Below are 20,726 nucleotides of genomic sequence, written 5' to 3' on the forward strand. Positions count from 1 at the left end.
ATTTAATTTTATTAATACGTACATAAATGTTTAATGATTATAAATGAATGAATGCGATAGTATTCATTAAAAAATACTAAGGTCCCACACCTCAGCAAGATGTTTTAAAAGGTCAACACCTGCAAGGCTATTACCATAATCATCTATAGCAGGTCCATAAATACCAATCCCACAGCCTAGTTGAAAAGGTAATTCTTGACGATTTCTAGATGGAACTGACGCCATAATTCCACCCGACACTCCACTTTTTGCTGGTATTCCAACAAATGCTGCAAATTTCCCTGAAGCATTATACATCCCGCAAGTTAGCATTAAACCTTTGATCAGTTTGGCTATTTGTTTCGGAAAGACTTGTCTCTTATGAATGGGGTCGTATCCATTTTGGGATAGAATTAAACCAATTAGCGCAATATCCTTAGTATTTACTTCAATTGAACATTGTTTTAAGTAAACTTCTAACGCCACATCTACTTCTGATTCTAAAAATCCACTTTCTTTCAAATAATAAGCTAAAGCTCTATTTCGATTTGCTGTTTTCCACTCAGACTGAAATACTTTATCATTCATGATTGGTCGTTTCCCAACCATTTTTTCTATTAAAGCATATATGGATTCTAACTTTTGCTCTGGTGATTCCCCATAAAGAAGAGACGCTACTGTAATCGCTCCCGCGTTAATCATTGGATTAAACGGTTTACCTGGTTTATGCATTTCTAATCGAACGATAGAGTTAAATGCATCCCCTGTAGGTTCTACATCAACACGTTCTAATACATAAGAAATTCCACGGTCTAAACATGCAGCAATAAAACTAATGACTTTTGAGATGCTTTGCAGAGTAAAAGGGGTCTCCCAATCTCCGGACTTGATTTCCACTCCATCTGGATTAATCATGTAAACTCCTAAATCCGATAGATTTGACTCCATTAAAGCAGGAATATAGTCAGCACATTGGCCATTAATGCCTAACGAACGATAGTTCATGACCCATTCGTCAAGGTATGTTTCCTCCTTACAATTCATTTTTAGATTCATATTTCCCTCCTTGTAAGCGTTTTCGTTATTTTGTTTAATAGATATAATTCAGTATAGAATTTAAGCTACGAAAAGAATCAAAACACTACAAATTAATCAAAAAATTATTTTCTGAATTATTATTTACTCCTGTTTTGTGCTAACATTAGGCTGAATAGATAGGGGAATACATCGATAGATATTAACTGCTTTTAACTAAGCTAAAAAAGTGTCTTATTATAATTGGATTAATGATAAATAAAATAATCCAGTCTTAATCAAAAGTAAGACTGGATTATTCCAAAATGAACATTTATAAAATTCGTTTCCTGTAGATAAAGAGCTTTCTTGTCTTTTATGCTTCTTTCCGTTTCTCGACATCTTCCTCTTTCCAGTACTCTACATTTTCAAGTCCTTTAATATTACTAGCATAAAATACAGGCTCTTTTCCCTCTTTTTTCTGTTTTAAGTAATCTTTTAATACGACTATTGCAACTTTTCCAATTATAGCCAGGGCGATTAAGTTCGTGATTGCCATAAGTGCCATAAATAGGTCGGCTAAATTCCAAACCATGCTTAAACTTGAAACTGAACCCAAAAGAATCATCCCTAACACAGCTAGACGGAAAACAAAAATGGCTGCTTTATTTTCCTTAATATATCCAATGTTAGATTCGCCATAGTAATAATTTCCAATAATTGAACTAAAGCAAAATAATAGGATCGCAATAGCGACGAAAATACTTGCCCACGGTCCGACATGGCTGGCTAATGCACTCTGAGTAAGCTGAATGCCACCCATTCCTTCTCCAGGAATTCCAGATAATAAAATAATAAACGCTGTTGCACTACAAATTAATAAGGTATCAACAAAAACACCTAGCGTTTGAACAAACCCCTGTTTAGCTGGGTGACTTACATCCGCTGTTGCTGCTGCAACAGGTGCACTACCCATACCAGCTTCGTTAGAGAATAATCCGCGTTTTACACCATTCATTATTGCTGCGCCAATTCCACCAGCAACCGCTTCGTTTAAGCCAAATGCGCTCGATATGATAAGACCCATGACTCTTGGAATTTCACCAATGTTTAAAATCACTATATATGCAACCAATATTAAATAACATATAGCCATGACAGGTACGATCACCTGAGACACTTTAACAATACGTTTAACACCTCCGAAGATAACAAATCCGGTAAGTACTGTTAAACCTATACCGATTATAAGGCGATTCGTACCAAATGCTTCCTCAAATGCAATTGTAATGGTATTTGCTTGAACGGAATTGAACGCTAGTCCAAAACAGAAGGTGATTAAAAGGGCAAATAAAACGCCCATCCACCTTGCACCCATTGCTTTTTCCATATAGTAGGCTGGACCACCTTTGAATCCACTTGAATCTTTTACTTTATAGACTTGAGCTAAAGTACTTTCAATAAAGCTTAATGCTGCACCGAAGATTGCGACAATCCACATCCAGAATACAGCACCTGGGCCACCTAATGTAATAGCAATGGCTACCCCAGCTAGATTACCTGTACCAATTCTTGAAGCTGCACTAATACAGAAGGCTCCAAATGATGAAACTTGATTCTTTCCATTACTAGTAGTAGGACTATCCTTCATCAAACGAAACATTTCTCTTAGATTTGTAACCTGAACAAATTTTGTTCGAAAAGTAAAATAAATACCTAAACCAACGAGTAAAGCAATTAAAACATAGGACCACAGAATCGTATTACCCCAATTAATCAAACTTTCTACCACAAGGATCACCTCTTTGTTTTTTTATAAGCCAAAGCAGCATCTTTCTATCGTTTATACCGTTATTGAACTTCTCAAAAACAGATTTATTGTCGGTTATCTCCTATTTAGTGCTGTACGAATTCAGATATTTCCCTTTAATCAATTGCTCAATCCCTTCCTTTTTAAATTGAAGATATCCTTTGTGTAAGCGTTCCCATAAGAGGACCTAACAAATATACTTTAGTTTAGAACCTAGGCTACAAAAAGGAACAGAATACTACAAATAAATCAAAAGAATTCCGAGAATTTTATTCAATATTTGTAGATGTGCTATAGTAATTGAATAAAAATGAACCTTTTATATAAACTAACTTTAATTAGTTGGAATTTTCACATGGGAAGTGACACATTTTGAATCTGAATCCTTTACTAAGGAAAGAGCGGACTATTATTCTATTCATGGTATTTTTTGTTCCATTAGCAGGCGAAATTAACTTTTATCCGGTTAATGAAACGTTTCGAATTAGCTTAGGGCCACCAATTCTTTTCTTATTCCTTCTATTTTTGAGAAAGTCTACCATTGTCCCAGGTTTTTTAACAGCTGTACTTGTCGTGTTTTTTCGTATGCTACTAGATTTCATGGTGCAAGAAAACTTTAACTGGTTAATTTCGTTTGAAACTCATTATCCGACTTTTTTCTTTTACTTCACTTATACGTGCCTTTTTTATTTGGCAAAAGTTAATCGTTTTCATCATCGACCTTGGATCATTGGTTTATTTGGTATAATCATTGAAATATTATCCGACTTTGCAGAGTTATTCATGCAATATATTGTATTTGGAGTTCCGATTCCTTCAGGCTTATTGTCCGACATAGTTCTTATTGCTCTTTTTCATAGTTTTATGGTATTAGGTGTTTTTAGTATGATGAAACTATATGAAGCACAATCCCGAGAAATAGAAGTTCGAAAGAGAAATGAACATATGTTATTACACGTTTCTAATTTATATGAGGAAACGATTCATTTGAAAAAAACACTTCAAAATTCAGAAACGATTACTAGAAAAGCTTACGAACTATATAGAGGATTAAATCAACATCATCCTATAGACGACAGACTCATAAAAAAAACCCGTCAACAATTACTTGAAATCGCTGGTGAAGTACATGACATTAAAAAAGATAGTCAAAGAATTTTTGCCGGATTATCAAAACTTATTTCAAATGAAAGCTTTACAGATTACGTCAATATTACCGAATTAATTAAAATAATTGTTCGAGCCAATGAAAAATATGCTAGTTTATTAGAAAAAGATATTCACTTTAGCTATATCATTAAAGGGGCTCATCTCCATTACCATATATATACCATTCTATCGATTGTCAATAATTTAGTCGCAAACGCTGTAGAAGCCATTCAAGAAAAGGGTACGATCAAAATAGAGGTTAGTTTCCAGCCGAATTCAGTTGAATTTCGGGTTGAAGATGACGGACCTGGTATCTCAGAAAAGTATAGGGAATTAATATTCAAACCTGGCTTCACTTCTAAATATGACGGTATGGGTAATCCCTCTACAGGTATTGGGTTAACCTTTGTAGAAGACATGGTCACAAAGCTTGATGGAAACGCCTCCTTCCAAAGTGACACAAGAGAAAAAGGGACAGTATTTACAATTTGCTTACCAGTTGAGAATTTAATTGAAAAGGAGGAGTCATAATGAATTTTTATATAACAGATGATGATGAAACGATTCGTTCCATGCTGGCTCAATTTATCGAGGATGAAGATCTAGGGGAAGTTGTTGGTGAATCCGATGATGGAGCATTAGTAGAGGGAGAAACATTAAATTTGAAAAAGGTCGATATTTTATTGATAGATTTATTAATGCCTAATCGTGATGGTCTTGAAACGATTCGATCGATCAAACCCACTTTTAAGGGCAAAGTCATTATGATTTCTCAAATAGAATCAAAAGAGCTCATTAGTGAAGCGTATTTACTTGGAATAGAGCACTATATTATAAAGCCAATTAATAAAATCGAAGTATTAGCTGTTATTCGAAAAGTGATGGAACATACACGCTTAGAAAAGTCGATAAACGACATTCAAAAGTCATTAAACACTGTACTTCAAATGGATACTGGATTGAGTCAAAAGAAGTCATCTTTTAAGGAATATAATATCAAAAACTATGGGGAGTTCCTTTTGTCAGAATTAGGCATTTCGGGTGAAAACGGGAGCAAAGATTTAATAGAGATATTGGTTTTTTTGCTTAATTATGAGAAGAAGTATACGTTTGATCACGGATTCCCTTCTCTGAATGACATTTATGAGTATTTGGCAAATAAAAAGCTTGGAGCTTCAGCAGACGAAGCGGACTTAAGAAGGGAGGAAAAAGCATCTAAACAACGTGTTCGTAGAACGATTTATCAGTCATTAAAACACTTAGCCTCTTTGGGACTTACGGACTTTTCAAATGCGAAATTTGAAAAGTATGCTCCCTATTTTTTTGATTTTACTATCGTTCGCAAAAAGATGACCGAGTTAAAGAACGAATCAAAACCATCATTCACTTCAACACGAATTAATATGAAAAAGTTTATTCAGGCTTTATATTTTGAAGCAAAACGAATGATGTTAGACGGATAAAATCAGATAAAAACAGCTATCTGTTATACAAAACGAACGAGTGCCATACTTCAAGAAGGAGGTATGGCTTTCTTTGTTGAAGTAAACTAGCATAAAAGTTTAATTACCAATTTATTACCAAATTTATGTATTTAGATGTTAGTGTCGCTAACTTGGGGAGAACAATGAAGTACTTTATCATATTTACTCTGTCTTTGACTTTAGGTTTATTAATTTTACTTGGATTAGAGTTATATAAACATTCATCTCATGAGGTTTAGTGGAATTTTCGAAACGATTTAAATATTCAATGGGTACCCAATTTATTTTACCTTGGATAATACTCTATTATCTTATACGAATTGCTAAAAAAGGTAAAAGGGTAAATCGTTAATAGTTGAAGATAAAAGAACCCGATTGTAAGAATCGAGCCCTTTAATTTGGAAGATATAACGAGAATTTTTAACAAAGACGAATTGCTTAATCAAGGGATTTTTTTAGATCTCTCTTTATCCTAGTAAAGGCGATAAAATCAATTAACTCTTCAACGCATAATGGTGAATGATCAAGTAAGAGTACTCTTTCTTCTAATACTAATAGTTCAGTAAGTTCAAGCTTCGGAATCTTTTCTTCTTCTCGATTCAAAATATAATCTACCGTTGTTTCATACAAATCAGCGATTTCCACTAACGCTTGTATAGAGGGCATTCTGTACCCAGATTCGTAACCAGCATAGGTACTTTTCGCAATTTTGAGGCGGTCAGCAGTTTCCTGCATAGACCAATTTCTGTTTTTTCTAAGATCTGATAATCGTTTCAGCAATTGTACCCCTACTCCCGTATTTTCTTATTTATAGATTATAGCATGAGAAAAAAGCATTTCAAGAAAAGTGTTCGCGAAACGAAAACAAAATATTGATTATTTTTATTTTTTAAGATTATAATAAGCTTAATGTTCGCGTTCCGCGAACTAAATACTTATACTGGAAATTTAAAGGAGACAGCCATGAAGAAACTATTGTTACTTGCAACAGGTGGAACGATTGCCTCGATTGAGGGGGACGAGGGACTTGTTCCCGGTTTATCAGCTAAGGAACTACTACACTATTTTCAAGACACATCTTTATCTGTTGATGTAACATATCAAATATTAATGAACAGAGATAGTACAAATATGCAGCCAGAACATTGGGCTCAAATTGCAAAAGCTATTGCTCGAAATTATGAACAGTATGATGGGTTTGTGATCACTCACGGAACAGATACATTAGGTTTTACATCTGCAGCATTGTCCTATATGCTACAAGGTTTGCAAAAGCCGGTCGTAGTTACAGGCTCTCAAGTACCGATCAGCTTCAAAAAAACAGATGCAGTAAAGAACCTCTCGGATTCACTCCTTTTTGCGTGTGAAGACATAGGTGGGGTCTTTGTCGTATTTGATGGGCGCGTAATTATGGGAACAAGAGCAGTTAAAATGAGGACGAAAAGTTATGATGCTTTTGAAAGTATTAATTTACCATATATCGCCACTATTAAAGAAAATAACGTCAACTACTACTGGAAGCCGGAGACTATAGAACAGGATCTCATTTTAGACACAAGTCTATGTTCTGACGTATTTGTAGTGAAGCTGCACCCAGGGACAAAACCAGAAATTTTTGACTTTTTAAAGAAATTGTACAAAGGGGTTATTATCGAAAGTTATGGCAATGGTGGGGTTCCATTTGAAGAAAGGAACCTATTACCTAAAATAAAAGAGTTAATAGATGAAGGAGTAGTAGTCCTAATATCTACTCAATGTTTAGAAGAAGGAGGGGATTTATATCTTTACGAGGTAGGCAGAAAAGTTGCACAATATGATGTGATTTTATCAGGAGATATGAACACAGAAGCAATTGTGGCAAAGCTTATGTGGGCACTTGGCAAAACGACAAATGTAAAAGAAGTAAAACAAATAATAGAAACATCACTAGCTTGGGATCTATCGACAACTTGGGAAACTGAAGATTGAAAGAAGGAAATGACATATGGGGAAAAAGGGAATAGATTTAATAGATTTCAATATGGGAGTTGTGAGGGTGTTAGAATATAGGACAGAACGAGATTTAATTGGAGAAAAGCAAGTCCCAGAGGAAGCCTACTACGGGATTCAAACGATGCGTGCAAGGGAGAACTTCCCCATTACTGGATACCCTCCTCATCCCGAACTAATTCGGGCATTTGGTTATGTAAAAAAAGCTACGGCAATGGCAAATAGGGATGTTGGTGTTCTTCAAGTTAATATTGCTGATGCTATTATTGAAGCGGCCGAAGAAGTCATTTCCGGAAAATTAAACCAGCACTTTATTGTTGATGCGATTCAGGGGGGAGCAGGGACCTCCTTTAATATGAATGCAAATGAAGTCATTGCAAACCGTGCGATCGAGTTGCTTGGTGGCAAAAAGGGCGAGTATATGCGAGTGAGTCCTAATACTCATGTTAACATGGCCCAATCGACAAATGATGCCTTTCCTACAGCTATTCATATTTCTGCACTTCGATTAGCAGATGGTTTAACAAAAGAATTAGAACAACTTGTCGATGTAATGAAGGAAAAAGAACAAGAGTTTGATGACGTGTTAAAGATGGGGAGAACTCATCTTCAGGATGCAGTACCTATTCGTCTTGGGCAAGAGTTCGGATCTTATCATCGTGTTCTGAAACGTGATCTTGGTAGGATAAAACGCTCAGTAGATCATTTGTATGATATAAACATGGGAGCAACAGCTATAGGAACAGGATTAAATGCAAAGCCTGAATATATTGATAAGGTTGCTAGTTATTTGGCTGATATTACGGGTTATCCATTAAAAACCGCTGAAGATTTGGTCGATGCAACTCAGAATACAGATGCGTATACAGAGGTATCAAGCGCTTTAAAAATAACAGCGATAAACCTCTCAAAAATTGCAAACGATTTAAGGTTGATGAGTTCGGGACCGCGGACAGGAATGAATGAAATCAATCTGCCTTCTCGCCAACCAGGATCATCAATCATGCCAGGAAAAGTGAATCCGGTCATGTGTGAAGTTATGAATCAAATTTCATTTCAGGTGATCGGTAATGATCATACGATAAGTTTAGCGTCTGAAGCAGGGCAACTTGAATTAAATGTGATGGAACCTGTTTTAGTTTTTAATTTATTGCAATCATTCTCGATTTTACAAAATGGAATGCGTGTCTTTAGAGATTACGCTGTTGTTGGGGTAACTGCTAATATTGACCGTTGTCGTGAATTAGTTGAAAAAAGTGTTGGAATTGTTACTGCTATCAATCCTCATGTTGGGTATGAGGTAGCATCAATGATTGCAAAAGAAGCCATTCAATCAGACCGTCCGGTAAGAGAAATCTGCCTTGAACGTGGAATTTTATCTGAAGAAGAACTTAACGAAATTCTTGATCCAAAAGAAATGACGAAACCTGGAATAGCAGGTACAAGGTTTATACAGGGGTAACATAAACAAAATGACTCAACTTTACATGGGTTCTAATGATGTATCGTTTAAGGTGAATTTCTTTTTAGTGAAATACGGTCAAGGATCTAAAAAAAGTAACTAATCAAAATTAAAAAGATTGTTTAAAAGTAAGCGTTCGGTTGAGAGGGAGAAAAATTGAATTTATTTAACAGACCATTTGACCGTCATTTTAGAGTGAAAATAATACCTATATTAGCAACAAAAGATGCCTGGATTTAACAATAAAGGATTCCGTTTGACTTTAATGACGTATGAATTGGCATACGTCATTTTCTTGTTGAATAAAGAATGTTTTGCTTTTAGGTGGTAATGATTTGGAAATATGTCCTTTATTAGACTTTTTAAGGGTCCAATCTCCAAATAAACCAGAATTTACTTGTAATAGGCTGTCCCAAAAGGTTTTCATTAAAAACCTTTTGGGACAGTCTTTTTGGTTGAATTTGAATTGAATGTTAAATATAGAATTTTATAAACCGAAAGACTGGAATGAACATTTTTATATACGAGTATAGCTTTAAGCGTAAGAGGCACTTTGCTACACCAAAGGATAACTGTATGAAAGGAAAATAAAAATAATGATAAAAAAATAAAATAGGTAGACTAAACATTGAATTTTCAGAATAGATAAATAATGTAAGGGTTTAAAAATAAGCTAACAGTGAGGTGACTAACATGAACGGAAGAGAACAATGGGGAACTCGTGCTGGCTTTATTTTGGCGGCAGTAGGATCTGCTGTAGGTCTGGGTAACATTTGGCGATTTCCGTATGTTGCGTATGAAAACGGAGGGGGTGCTTTCTTTTTACCGTACTTATTTGCTCTTATTACAGCTGGTATCCCTCTTCTTATTATGGAGTTTACGATTGGGCACAAATATCGTGGGTCGGCGCCATTAGCCTATGCAAGAATGAGTAAAAAGACAGAATGGATCGGTTGGTGGCAAGTAGCGATTTCATTTGTCATTGCGACCTATTATGCGGTCATTATCGCTTGGGCGATGTCGTATACGTATTTTGCGGTTAATCAAAGATGGGGGGAGGACACAGGTGGTTTCCTCATGGGTGATTACCTTAAGCGAGTGGATATCGTTTCGGGAGGAGCACCTGGTGATATTGGAGCGCTTGTACCAGGCGTATTTATTCCTTTGGTCTTAGTTTGGATCATTACTCTTGGTGTGTTATTTAAAGGGATTAAAAGAGGAATTGAGGTGGCAAATCGCATTTTCATTCCGCTCCTAGTGGCGATGTTTTTATTAATTGTGATCCGTGCCATTACACTTGAGGGAGCGATGATTGGTTTAGATGCTTTCTTTAAGCCGAATTGGAGTGAAATCATGACACCGGGAGTATGGGTGGCCGCATATGGACAAATCTTCTTTAGTTTATCGATTGCCTTTGCGATTATGATTACCTATTCGAGCTATCTATCGAAAAAATCTGATATAACAAATAATGCGTTTATAACTGGTTTTAGTAATTCTAGTTTTGAGTTATTAGCAGGTATTGGGGTCTTTGCTGCTTTAGGCTTTATGGCTAATGCATCAGGAGTAGCGGTAGAGGAAGTAGCCAGTGCTGGAATCGGTCTTGCCTTTGTCGTCTTCCCGGAAATCATTAATACGTTTCCAGGAATGAATGGATTGTTCGGGGTGCTGTTCTTTGGATCTCTCGTGCTTGCAGGTTTGTCATCTCTTATCTCCATTGTTGAAACGTTTGTTTCAGGTGTCCAAGATAAATTTAGATTCTCACGTAGAAAGGCTGTTACGATTGGAGGAGGCCTGTCTGCTCTCATCTCTATCCTGTTTGCTACGCAAGGTGGGTTGTTCTTCTTAGATGCGGCTGATTACTTTATTAATACGTTCGGTGTTGCTCTTGCTGGACTTGTATCTGTTATCACAGTATCATGGTTTACAAAAAAATTACCTGTGTTACAAACACATGCAGACGGTGTATCTGATTTCCGCTTAGGACCTTGGTGGAGAATTTGCCTAAGCATTGTGACACCTGTTGTTCTTGGTTTTATGTTTGTCCAAAATACGATTGAAAATCTAACGAATAATTACGAAGGGTATTCCAATGCATTCTTGTTTGGATCAGGTTGGCTAGTGGCAATAGGCGCAATAATTGTTGGATTTATTTTTGCCAAGTTTAAATGGAAAAAGGGAGATTTAGATATATCGAGAAAATAAAAGGAGTGATCTTATGAGTGGTGGAGCGGTAACAATGATGCTTATCGGGATGCTTGTTATATGGGGAGGGATGGGACTGAGTATAGCGAATGCTGTTAAGGCAACGAAAGTCAAAAAGGGATAATTAATATATTAGAAATGCTCGGATGTTAATCCGAGCATTTTTCTTGTTTATTTTTTCAGAAAGAGGGTATTTGAAATTAATAGTAAAATATAGTAAAAGTGGCTATACTAACTTTATAATAAAGAAGTTTAAACACGATCAAATAAGGTTTTAGTCAAATAAATAACTTTGCTCGTAAATAACAGCTACTATCATTCTTTAACTTGAAATCAAATTTATCAGTTGACAATATTCGACTAAATTCACTATAATACAATAATTAATAGTCAGAACATTTTAAAATGATTAACTACTATTTTACGCAAAAATTTTTCCTATAAAGAAAATGTTATGCAATCATTTCGGTTATTATTTTTTAATAATTCAGACATTGTTTAAATTACTAAATAGGAGAGGGGACATAAACAATGAAAGAAAGAGAACAGTGGGGAACGCGCGCAGGATTTATTTTAGCTGCGATTGGTTCTGCAGTTGGACTAGGAAATATCTGGCGTTTTCCGTATGTAGCGTATGAAAATGGAGGAGGTGCTTTTTTCTTACCGTATTTATTTGCCCTTTTAACAGCTGGTATCCCACTTTTGATCATGGAATTTACGCTTGGTCATAAGTATCGTGGCTCTGCTCCATTATCGTATGCACGCTTAAACAAGAAAACGGAGTGGATTGGCTGGTGGCAAGTGGCGATATCATTTGTTATTTCCTCTTATTATGCAGTTATTATCGCTTGGGCAATGGCCTATACGTATTTTGCGGTCAATCAACGTTGGGGAGAGGACACGGGCGGCTTTTTAATGGGTGATTATTTAAAGCGTGTTGACATTGTGTCTGGAGGAGCTCCTGGAGATATCGGGTCGCTTGTACCCGGAGTCTTTATTCCACTTATTTTAGTATGGATTGTGACTCTTGGCGTATTATTTAAAGGAGTAAAGCGTGGAATTGAAGTTGCAAATCGCATTTTTATTCCTTTGTTAGTTGTCATGTTTTTAATCATTGTTGTACGAGCAGTGACACTTGAAGGAGCGATGATTGGTTTAGATGCTTTCTTTAAACCTAATTGGTCCGAAATCATGACACCGGGTGTTTGGGTAGCTGCATATGGTCAGATCTTTTTTAGTTTGTCCATTGCGTTTGCTATCATGATTACGTACTCTAGCTATTTGCCGAAAAAATCAGACATTAACAACAATGCGTTTATTACTGGGTTTAGTAATTCAAGTTTTGAGTTGTTAGCTGGTATTGGTGTGTTTGCAGCGATTGGATTTATGGCCAATGCATCTGGGGTTGAAGTTAGTGAGGTAGCTAGTGCAGGGATCGGTTTAGCTTTTGTCGTATTCCCTGAGATTATTAACACGTTCCCTGGGATGAATGGGTTATTTGGGGTCTTATTCTTCGGCTCATTAGTACTCGCAGGACTTTCATCTTTAATATCCATTGTAGAAACTTTTGTTTCTGGTTTACAAGATAAGTTTAGAGTGTCTCGTTTTAAAGCAGTCGCGATCGGTGGTGGGCTTTCTGCTTTAATTTCGATCCTATTTGCTACACAAGGTGGATTATTCTTCTTAGACGCAGCTGATTACTTTATTAATCAATTCGGTGTTGCTCTTGCTGGTCTTGTTTCTGTTATTGCTGTTTCATGGTTCGTTAAAAAATTACCTGAATTACAAGACCATGCAAATGGAGTTTCAGATTTCCGCACAGGTACTTGGTGGAAGGTATGCTTAAGAATTATCACTCCACTAGTTCTTGGCTATATGTTTATTCAAAATACAATTGAAAACGTAACAAAGAACTATGAAGGTTATCCAACTTCTTTTCTTATTTACTCTGGATGGGCTGTAGCCGTTTTGGCGATCATCGTTGGATTCATTTTTGCAGCTTTAAAGTGGCAAAAGAATGGTTTTGAAGAGCCTTCTACAAAAGATAATCAAACAGGAGTTGAGTAATAATGAGTACGAGTGCAGTTGTCATGATGATAATCGGAATGATCGTTATTTGGGGCGGTATGGGACTTAGTATTGCCAATGCTGTGAAAGTATCAAAAGCAAAAAAGTAATATAAACTAAAGCGAAGAAGGCCTGGTAATCAATCACATACCGCGCCTTTTTTTCTTTCCGTTCTTTTCAAGATACACAAATAAATTGGTGATTAACTTGGATATTACTAGCACGACGACATAAACCAAAAATAAATGGAAATAATTTGTGCCTTTATGCAATTGAAATAAGTTAAAAACAACTAAATAGGGCTTGAAAACAAATGCAAGTAACACACTTAGTCCGATTGCATATAGATAGTAGTTTTTCTTTTTATTAAGTACCCACTGATAAAGAAAGATAAAAAGAACAGGTATAAGTGAAGCATCTAAACCTATGTTAGCTGTAAGTATAGGGATCGTATGATAAGGGTAACTTATAAAACCAATTCTCACAAAGAGGCTATCCAGATAGGTGAACCAGACGTGGATATTGAATCCGTAAAAACCTAAAAGTAGAGCTTTTCTTCTGTCGATTTTAAAGAAAAGAACAATGAGTGGGATCACTAGCATGAAAAAGTTGAACCAAAATTGCCAAGTTGCTGGAGAAGAGTATTGAACCCAATAATCAATAAATTCTTTAAATAATCCTTCTTGCAATTTATTTAATTTACTAAATACTTTTAACTGTTCTTCACCCACTTATATTCCCCCAAACATATTTATTTTTCTTAGTATCCTTCTAAGTGATGAACATATTCAAGGAATAAGAAACGCTAGAATAAGATTATCCCAGCGTTTCTTGTAATACAGGATGGGTTTCAAGAAGCATGTAAGTCAACTCGAAGGTAGTAATGGCTCAAGAGGCTTGCTGTGCATACAAGAACCCATTTGTCGTTTGGCTTAAAAGAATGCAGTGATTCCGCTCCTTTCTTATTTTTTCTTCTTTCTATCCTGATATGCTTTACGTTCCCATTGTTTTAGCGATGGATAAGGATCAAATGACCATTCTATCCGACCATTATCTCGGTACATTCCGTAGTGGAGATGCGGTGGAAATTTCCCTTGAGTTCCTGGCTTTCCGTATCCAGAACTTCCACAATAGCCGATTACATCACCTGGAGCGACAATGCTCCCTTCTTCAATTCCTTTTTCAAAGCCGCTTAGGTGTGCGTAATAGTGATAGATATTATCTAAATCACGTATACCAATTCGCCAACCACCGTATTTATTCCAACCTTTAATTTCTACACGACCATACGCTGTCGCTCGAATGGGGACGTTATAGCCTGCAAAAATATCAGTGCCTTCGTGAATGCGTCGACCTCCCCATCCGCGACGGTCACCCCATGTATTGTTATAGCTATAATTATAATTTAGTGGCATAGGGAATGCGTGGTCATTTAAGTTCAATTGGCCAAACTTTTCGTAAACAAGAGCGTGCCCATGTATAATTCGAACCGATTGATCACGTTTATATTTTTCCCATAAAGCGATTCTAAAATCTTCTTCGTTCAAACCATACTGTTCAATTTGGTGAGCAAGGGTATATAGAACATCTTCATCATTGAATCGATCAGCTACTCCATCCCCATCCCCATCAAGCCCGACTCCTCCAAACATCTGGATAGATAGAGGATTCGTATCTGCTTTGTCAGGGTTAAATTCACCAGCCCATTCATCCTCATTAAAATAAATTGAAATGAACCCTTCTTCTTTTGGTCGATTATTTAAGGCTCGTCTAAGACCACGTTCATACGTATCAACAGCTGCCAAGTATTCCCAGGTCACACCAGTAAGAGTTTCCACTTTTTTATATAAATCCATTCGTTTCTCGTATATTTGTTCAGAAGTAAGATCTGCCTTCTGATCGGCCGCATAAGTTACGAAGGGAAGAGAAACAAACACGACTATAAGTGCTAATACGATGGTTTTTTTAAATCGCATGGTTAGGCTCCTTTCTTCCTTTTAAATTGAACAACTGATTTTGAATCCGTGCTTTTTCTCTTTATATAGTATGGGTTAAAAGGCTGAAAAAATTGGTGTGAATCATTGGAAATTTTGAGCGCTCACTTGGTTATTTATCGGAAATCATGATAAAGTAGTATAAAGAAAATTTGTTCAAGAGATTGTGGGAAGTCTCTACATAATTTACGCATGCTCTGAGCAATTTTCTAAGAGCCGTTGTGAGAGACAGAACGATTGATTTGACAAATTGAAGATTGGATGGTGTAACTGAATGTCAAAGAAAGCAGAACATTTACGTAAGCCCGAGTGGCTTAAGATAAAATTAAACACGAATGAGTCTTACACTGGGTTAAAAAAGATGATGAGAGAGAAGAATCTTCACACTGTATGTGAAGAAGCTCGTTGTCCAAATATTCATGAATGTTGGGCTGTTCGTAAAACGGCAACCTTTATGATTCTTGGAGACATTTGTACGCGTGCCTGTCGTTTTTGTGCAGTGAAAACTGGGTTACCTAATGAACTGGATTTGCAAGAACCAGAGCGTGTAGCAGAATCTGTTGAAATGATGGGGCTCAAGCATGTCGTTATTACAGCTGTGGCAAGAGATGATCTTAAAGATGGTGGATCAGCTGTTTATGCAGAAACGGTTCGTGCTGTCAGACGTCGTAATCCATTCTGTACAATTGAAGTTTTGCCTTCTGATATGCTTGGTAGCTTGGATAATTTAAAAACACTAATGGACGCTCGGCCAAACATAATGAATCACAACATTGAAACGGTTCGTCGTTTATCGCCAAAGGTTCGTGCGCGTGCTACCTATGAGCGTACGCTTGAGTTTTTAAGTCGTGCGAAAGAATTGCACCCAGACATCCCGACGAAGTCAAGCTTGATGATTGGTCTTGGTGAAACGAAAGAAGAAATTATTGAAACAATGGATGATCTACGAGCAGCAAATGTAGATATTATGACGATTGGTCAATACTTACAACCAACGAAAAAGCACCTAAAAGTACAAAGATATTATCACCCTGATGAATTTGCCGAATTAAAAGAGATCGCATTAAGCAAAGGCTTTAACCACTGTGAAGCAGGTCCACTCGTGCGCTCTTCTTACCACGCGGACGAGCAAGTAAACGAAGCCCAAGTACGCGCCGAAGCAAAGAAAGTAACAAACCAATAACGAGTGGTCTTCTCGTTATTGGTTGTTATAACGAGTGGTCTTTTCGTTATTGGTTGTTATAACGAGTGGTCTTTTCGTTATTGGTTGTTATAACGAGTGGTGAGAAGGAAACGTTCAAAAGCAGATTAAAACACTCGAATCATAGTAGATCCGAGTGTTTTTCCTTGCTTCTGGATTATGGGCAATTGCCTGGTAGTTAAGAGAATAACGGAACTTATAATGCGTGAAGTCTAGAAAGAACCTTTTTACTCAATTGCTGAACCTGTGTCTGTTAGATGTCTAAATGACCTTTAGTCAAAATAACGAAACGAGAGTCCAATCCCATAAAAGAGACCAAATCATTCTGCGATTTGGTCTTAAACTAATCCTGTTAAAGAAACTTGGTTACTTATCGATTAGTCGTCTTTGTTTTTGTTGCATAATTTTTAAATTGTCGTCTGTTTCTTCGTTATATTGCCCTTGGGGAGATGATTGTGTCATCTCCTTGATCGTTTGATCAAGTGTTCCTTCCATACCAGTTGCACCTGAAGTCATGTGTTGGAAACGTTCAATCTCATCAAAGTGATTTGGTTCATCTGATATATAAACTTCATAGTAACGAGGAACGATCGATAAAGCACTTCGTTTTACTTGATCTGCGACGTATTCGCGATTATCGGCTTGTGTATCATACGTAACAAGAACGTATTTATCAGTCACAAGAGTACCCGCTTCATTGACTACATCGTTGGTTAATACTAAACGTGTGACAGAATCAGCTAATAAACTGCGGTCGACAGCAGGAATAACATCTTGATGACCATTGTTATTAACGTGATCTCTGTCGTATCTTTGATATCCGTAGTGTGTGTAACTTTGAGTTTGGTTTACTTGGTTAATCGGGTAATGTCCACCGTTGGGTTGATGACTATCGTAATTGGATGTTCGTTGCAGTGACTGTCCTTGCTCCGGCATTTGACAGCCTGTAACAAGCATCATGCTGGCAAGACCACTGATAAGTAATGATTTTTTTAACATATCAAACCTCCTCTTCTTAAGAATGACCATAATGACGTTGTTTTAATGCTAGTAAATGATGGTGTCTTAAGAGGAAAAGCTGTTGTCTAAAGTGAGATGTGGTATAATAAGGTAAGCTAAAATGGAGAGGTGAGCCAGATGGTTCGCATTCAAGGGATGCACTATGAAGTGGTAGAAGATGTAAAAGATGGTTGGGATGAAGAGGCTTTTAAAGCCCGGTACTCTGATGTTTTAAATAAATACGATTATATTGTCGGGGATTGGGGCTATAATCAACTTAGGCTGAGAGGCTTCTTTGATGACCGTCATAAAAAGTCAACTCATGATACAAAAATAAGTACATTGCCCGATTACTTATATGAATTTTGTAATTTTGGGTGTGCCTATTTTGTTATTAAGCGCATGAAAGAGGAAAAAGAAAAACAGCCAAGTTCATAAACTTAGGCTGTTTTCTTTGACTGTCTTGCTTCGGGGAGACGGAAAAAGGTAAAAAGTAACCTTTTCCGTCTCCTCTTTTACGTTAAATCGTTTGTCGTATATGGGGGCTCTTCATTCTTGTTGGGATCATCATGAGTGGGATGAGCACCTGGGAATTGTCTGGGTAAATTTTGGTGCAAGGATTTAAACTCATAGTTGAAATTACTATAGTAACGTTGGCCTTCTAACCAAGGAGTGCTCTTATTTTCAACGGGCTTATCTTTATTGAATGGTGAGCCATAAGGGCCATCAGGTAAGTCTTCGGCAACGAGAAAATTTCGCTGAGTTTCTACATTGGAAAAATCGGTGTATACTTGACCTTCCTTATCAGGTGAACCAGAATGCCTTGCCATAAAAAAACACCTCCTTACGAAATATTATGTCCGTGAGAGGTGTAATTTACTATTGAGAAAGTCCTTCCTTTAATTCTTTTCAATCAATTGCAATTAAGTGAGTATTTAAATAATTTCATGCAAGAATGAGCGTAGTTCTTCTGCTTCTTCAACTGTTAGGTTGTACGCGTGTTCTAGGTAACCAGGTTCTTCTAAATCATCTGGTCCTACAATGGCAAAACGGCTTGATTGTATGTCAAGAACTAGTTGTTTTCCGTAGTATCTCGACGACGTAACCACCGCTAGGTCAAAGCGTTGGTGCTCTCCCATGAAACTGACAAAGCGTGTTCTTGTTTCTTCTATTTCATCATATAAGTAAAAACGTTCGGACATGTTATGGACTCCTTTCTTTTATATATATCGTTATCATACCATGTGCAGAGCTGTGAAGAAACGTACGACTTAGAGACGGTGAATGATGTATACTATTATAAACCAGATGAATTAAGTGGAGGAGTTATTCATGTATTTTGTAGACCGAGAAAAAATTGAACAAACGCTTGTTTATATGGAGAATTTAGAGGGACATATTAGCAGGTTAAAGGACATGCGTGATCTAACTCAAAAGCTTGCGCTTGAGCGAATAGCTTATGTACTTATTGAGTCGATTATTGATGTTGGAAACAGCATGATAGATGGATTTATTATGCGCGATCCAGGTGGATATGAAGACATTATTGATATTTTAGAGGACGAAAAAGTGGTAATCAAAGAAGATGCACTAGCATTAAAGGCTTTAATTGGATTAAGAAAGCAATTGGTACAAAATTATGCTGAAGTCAATCACCAACAGCTGCTTGATCTTTTCTTTGAACATAATCAGGCATTAATAAAGTTTCCTTTGGAAGTCAGACGATATTTAGTGGAAGAACTAGGACCAGTAAGTGCTTTTTTACCGGAAGAAACCAAATAATTTTAGTTTGGAAAAATATGCTAACATCCTTATAAGTTAGATTATTTTGCAATTTAACGATCATCGCATACAATAAAGGTAAGGATGGTGATCGTTGTGAAAAAAGAGACGACCTCTACACGTCAAGTTATTCTAACACTGTTAAAACGTAATAAAGAGCTCACCGTTTCGGCTTTAGCAACGGAACTTGATGTAACAGAAATGGCAATTCGAAGACACTTACGGGAATTGGAAAAAGACGAATTGATAACGTCGAGGCTTGAACGACAAGCTATGGGGAGACCGATTCACAGGTTTTATTTAACTGAAAAAGGGAGTGAATCGTTTCCTCGTAATTATAATGACCTATCATTAGGAATACTTAAAGATCTAGTGAACCTAAGTGGCACTGAAATCGTCGATCAATTGTTTGAGCAACGAAAAGAACGTCTTTTTCAAAAATACCAAGCAGAGGTAACAGGATCGTTCCAAGAACGAATTGAAGCATTAGCTCGCATTCAAGGTGAAGGTGGCTATATGGTTGAATATAAGCAAGTAGATGACGGCTCTTTTGAGTTTATTGAATATAATTGTCCTATTGCCCAAGTAGCTAGGGAGTATCCGATTGCCTGTTCATGTGAACAGCAATTGTTTAAAAGGTTGCTAAATACCGACCATGTCGAACGGAAATCATGTATTGCAAAAGAAAATACATCTTGTTGTGTTTATAAAGTAAAAGAACGTTAAAGGTACACAAATCAGTGTGCACGTACATGAATTTTATGAGGAAGAGGGAAAGCATGAAAGCGTACAAAGGTTTTTTAATTGATTTAGATGGAACGGTCTACCGTGGCAGTGAAAAAATTGATGAGGCAGTAACGTTTGTTAAGGAACTCGAAAGAAGGCAGTTACCTTATCTTTTTGTCACAAACAATTCGACAAAGAGACCAGAGGATGTTGCGAGGCACTTAAGAGAGATGGACGTTCCAGCTACCACTGAGCATGTATTTACGACAAGTATGGCTACAGCTACTTATCTTTCAGAATTAAAGAAAAATGCTCGTGTTTGTATGATCGGGGAAGCAGGATTGAAATTTGCCTTGGAAGAAGAAGGACATGAGATTGTCGATGAAGAAGCCGATTTTGTTGTCATTGGTTTAGATCGAGGGATCACTTATGAGAAGCTTGCAAAAGCCGCTTTAAATGTGAGAGCAGGTGCGACTTTTATTGCGACAAATGGAGATGTAGCGTTGCCAACAGAGCGCGGTCTATTACCTGGTGCAGGATCGCTTGTTTCCGTAATATCCGTTTCAACTGGTGTCACGCCAAAGTTCATTGGAAAGCCTGAATCGATTATAGTTGAACAAGCATTGGAAGTAATTGGACTCACAAAAGAAGAGACGATTATGATTGGTGATAACTATCACACAGATATTCTTGCCGGCATCCGTGCGGGGATGGATACGTTGATGGTATACACAGGAGTGTCGACCAAAGAGCATATAATGTCATATGAGCAAAAGCCGACTCATGCGATTGATTCATTAGCAGAGTGGACATTTGAATAAAAAGGTAAGCGAACGTTAGGGTCTTAAATAATCCTGACGTTTTT

Annotated in this window: 21 protein-coding genes; 13 read left to right on the forward strand and 8 right to left on the reverse strand. The window is 36.9% G+C overall.

Annotation, left to right across the window (positions count from 1 at the left end; translation table 11 throughout):
- Positions 1–66: 66 nt before the first annotated feature.
- Positions 67–1,035, reverse strand: a complete 969-nt coding sequence (locus LDX58_RS13930; RefSeq protein WP_227937446.1) for a glutaminase — start codon at positions 1,033–1,035, stop codon at positions 67–69.
- Positions 1,036–1,369: 334 nt separating this feature from the next.
- Positions 1,370–2,791, reverse strand: coding sequence for an alanine/glycine:cation symporter family protein (locus LDX58_RS13935; protein WP_227937532.1), 1,422 nt, complete (start codon positions 2,789–2,791; stop codon positions 1,370–1,372).
- A 432-nt stretch (positions 2,792–3,223) separates the two neighbouring features.
- Here LDX58_RS13935 and LDX58_RS13940 point away from each other — a divergent pair, with 432 nt between their 5' ends.
- Positions 3,224–4,483, forward strand: a complete 1,260-nt coding sequence (locus tag LDX58_RS13940) for a sensor histidine kinase (protein WP_227937533.1) — start codon at positions 3,224–3,226, stop codon at positions 4,481–4,483.
- On the forward strand, positions 4,483–5,415 hold the full coding sequence (locus LDX58_RS13945; RefSeq protein ID WP_227937447.1) for a response regulator: 933 nt from the start codon (positions 4,483–4,485) through the stop codon (positions 5,413–5,415). The genes LDX58_RS13940 and LDX58_RS13945 overlap by 1 nt, the downstream gene beginning before the upstream one ends.
- 459 nt (positions 5,416–5,874) lie before the next feature.
- Here the strand turns inward: LDX58_RS13945 and LDX58_RS13950 are convergent, their stop codons facing one another.
- Positions 5,875–6,216 (reverse strand): helix-turn-helix domain-containing protein, encoded by a 342-nt coding sequence (locus tag LDX58_RS13950; protein ID WP_227937448.1) that lies wholly within the window; start codon positions 6,214–6,216, stop codon positions 5,875–5,877.
- 183 nt (positions 6,217–6,399) lie between these two features.
- On the opposite strand from LDX58_RS13950, the gene LDX58_RS13955 reads away from it, so the two are divergent.
- From LDX58_RS13955 to LDX58_RS13980, 6 genes are all read left to right on the forward strand, one after another.
- Entirely contained in the window at positions 6,400–7,404 is a 1,005-nt protein-coding gene (locus tag LDX58_RS13955) for an asparaginase (protein WP_227937449.1), read from the forward strand.
- Between the two features lie 67 nt (positions 7,405–7,471).
- Positions 7,472–8,887: an aspartate ammonia-lyase gene (gene aspA, locus LDX58_RS13960; protein ID WP_227937450.1), complete on the forward strand. Its 1,416-nt coding sequence runs from the start codon at positions 7,472–7,474 to the stop codon at positions 8,885–8,887.
- A gap of 693 nt (positions 8,888–9,580) precedes the next feature.
- Positions 9,581–11,092, forward strand: a complete 1,512-nt coding sequence (locus tag LDX58_RS13965) for a sodium-dependent transporter (RefSeq protein WP_227937451.1) — start codon at positions 9,581–9,583, stop codon at positions 11,090–11,092.
- A gap of 13 nt (positions 11,093–11,105) precedes the next feature.
- Entirely contained in the window at positions 11,106–11,216 is a 111-nt protein-coding gene (locus tag LDX58_RS13970) for a MetS family NSS transporter small subunit (RefSeq protein WP_227937452.1), read from the forward strand.
- Between the two features lie 407 nt (positions 11,217–11,623).
- The gene (locus tag LDX58_RS13975) at positions 11,624–13,159 is read left to right on the forward strand and encodes a sodium-dependent transporter (protein ID WP_227937453.1); all 1,536 of its coding nucleotides are present in this window, start codon (positions 11,624–11,626) and stop codon (positions 13,157–13,159) included.
- A 2-nt stretch (positions 13,160–13,161) separates the two neighbouring features.
- Positions 13,162–13,269, forward strand: a complete 108-nt coding sequence (locus LDX58_RS13980; RefSeq protein WP_227937454.1) for a methionine/alanine import family NSS transporter small subunit — start codon at positions 13,162–13,164, stop codon at positions 13,267–13,269.
- A 33-nt stretch (positions 13,270–13,302) separates the two neighbouring features.
- On the opposite strand, the gene LDX58_RS13985 is transcribed toward LDX58_RS13980, so the two are convergent.
- Positions 13,303–13,890 carry a CBO0543 family protein gene (locus tag LDX58_RS13985; RefSeq protein ID WP_227937455.1) on the reverse strand — a complete coding sequence of 196 codons (588 nt, stop codon included), beginning with the start codon at positions 13,888–13,890 and terminating at the stop codon, positions 13,303–13,305.
- A 231-nt stretch (positions 13,891–14,121) separates the two neighbouring features.
- Positions 14,122–15,135 (reverse strand): M23 family metallopeptidase, encoded by a 1,014-nt coding sequence (locus LDX58_RS13990; protein WP_227937456.1) that lies wholly within the window; start codon positions 15,133–15,135, stop codon positions 14,122–14,124.
- 292 nt (positions 15,136–15,427) lie between these two features.
- On the opposite strand from LDX58_RS13990, the gene lipA reads away from it, so the two are divergent.
- Positions 15,428–16,336: a lipoyl synthase gene (gene lipA, locus LDX58_RS13995; RefSeq protein WP_227937457.1), complete on the forward strand. Its 909-nt coding sequence runs from the start codon at positions 15,428–15,430 to the stop codon at positions 16,334–16,336.
- Between the two features lie 384 nt (positions 16,337–16,720).
- Here lipA and LDX58_RS14000 read toward each other — a convergent pair whose 3' ends face one another.
- Entirely contained in the window at positions 16,721–17,353 is a 633-nt protein-coding gene (locus LDX58_RS14000; RefSeq protein ID WP_227937458.1) for a YhcN/YlaJ family sporulation lipoprotein, read from the reverse strand.
- A gap of 138 nt (positions 17,354–17,491) precedes the next feature.
- Here LDX58_RS14000 and LDX58_RS14005 point away from each other — a divergent pair, with 138 nt between their 5' ends.
- Positions 17,492–17,791, forward strand: a complete 300-nt coding sequence (locus tag LDX58_RS14005) for a YutD family protein (RefSeq protein ID WP_227937459.1) — start codon at positions 17,492–17,494, stop codon at positions 17,789–17,791.
- 77 nt (positions 17,792–17,868) lie between these two features.
- Here LDX58_RS14005 and LDX58_RS14010 read toward each other — a convergent pair whose 3' ends face one another.
- On the reverse strand, positions 17,869–18,183 hold the full coding sequence (locus LDX58_RS14010) for a cytosolic protein (protein WP_227937460.1): 315 nt from the start codon (positions 18,181–18,183) through the stop codon (positions 17,869–17,871).
- Positions 18,184–18,288: 105 nt separating this feature from the next.
- A complete protein-coding gene (locus LDX58_RS14015) occupies positions 18,289–18,555 on the reverse strand; it encodes a DUF3055 domain-containing protein (protein WP_227937461.1) in 267 nt (88 codons plus the stop codon).
- A gap of 130 nt (positions 18,556–18,685) precedes the next feature.
- Here LDX58_RS14015 and LDX58_RS14020 point away from each other — a divergent pair, with 130 nt between their 5' ends.
- The 3 genes from LDX58_RS14020 to LDX58_RS14030 all read left to right on the forward strand — a co-directional run bounded on the left by LDX58_RS14020 (position 18,686) and on the right by LDX58_RS14030 (position 20,682).
- Entirely contained in the window at positions 18,686–19,135 is a 450-nt protein-coding gene (locus LDX58_RS14020; RefSeq protein ID WP_227937462.1) for a DUF86 domain-containing protein, read from the forward strand.
- 96 nt (positions 19,136–19,231) lie between these two features.
- Positions 19,232–19,861, forward strand: coding sequence for a helix-turn-helix transcriptional regulator (locus tag LDX58_RS14025; RefSeq protein ID WP_227937463.1), 630 nt, complete (start codon positions 19,232–19,234; stop codon positions 19,859–19,861).
- 53 nt (positions 19,862–19,914) lie between these two features.
- Positions 19,915–20,682 carry a TIGR01457 family HAD-type hydrolase gene (locus LDX58_RS14030; RefSeq protein ID WP_227937464.1) on the forward strand — a complete coding sequence of 256 codons (768 nt, stop codon included), beginning with the start codon at positions 19,915–19,917 and terminating at the stop codon, positions 20,680–20,682.
- Positions 20,683–20,726: the final 44 nt, after the last annotated feature.

Source organism: Alkalihalobacillus deserti (assembly GCF_020734105.1).
Classification (GTDB): Bacteria; Bacillota; Bacilli; order Bacillales; family Bacillaceae_D; genus Halalkalibacter; species Halalkalibacter deserti.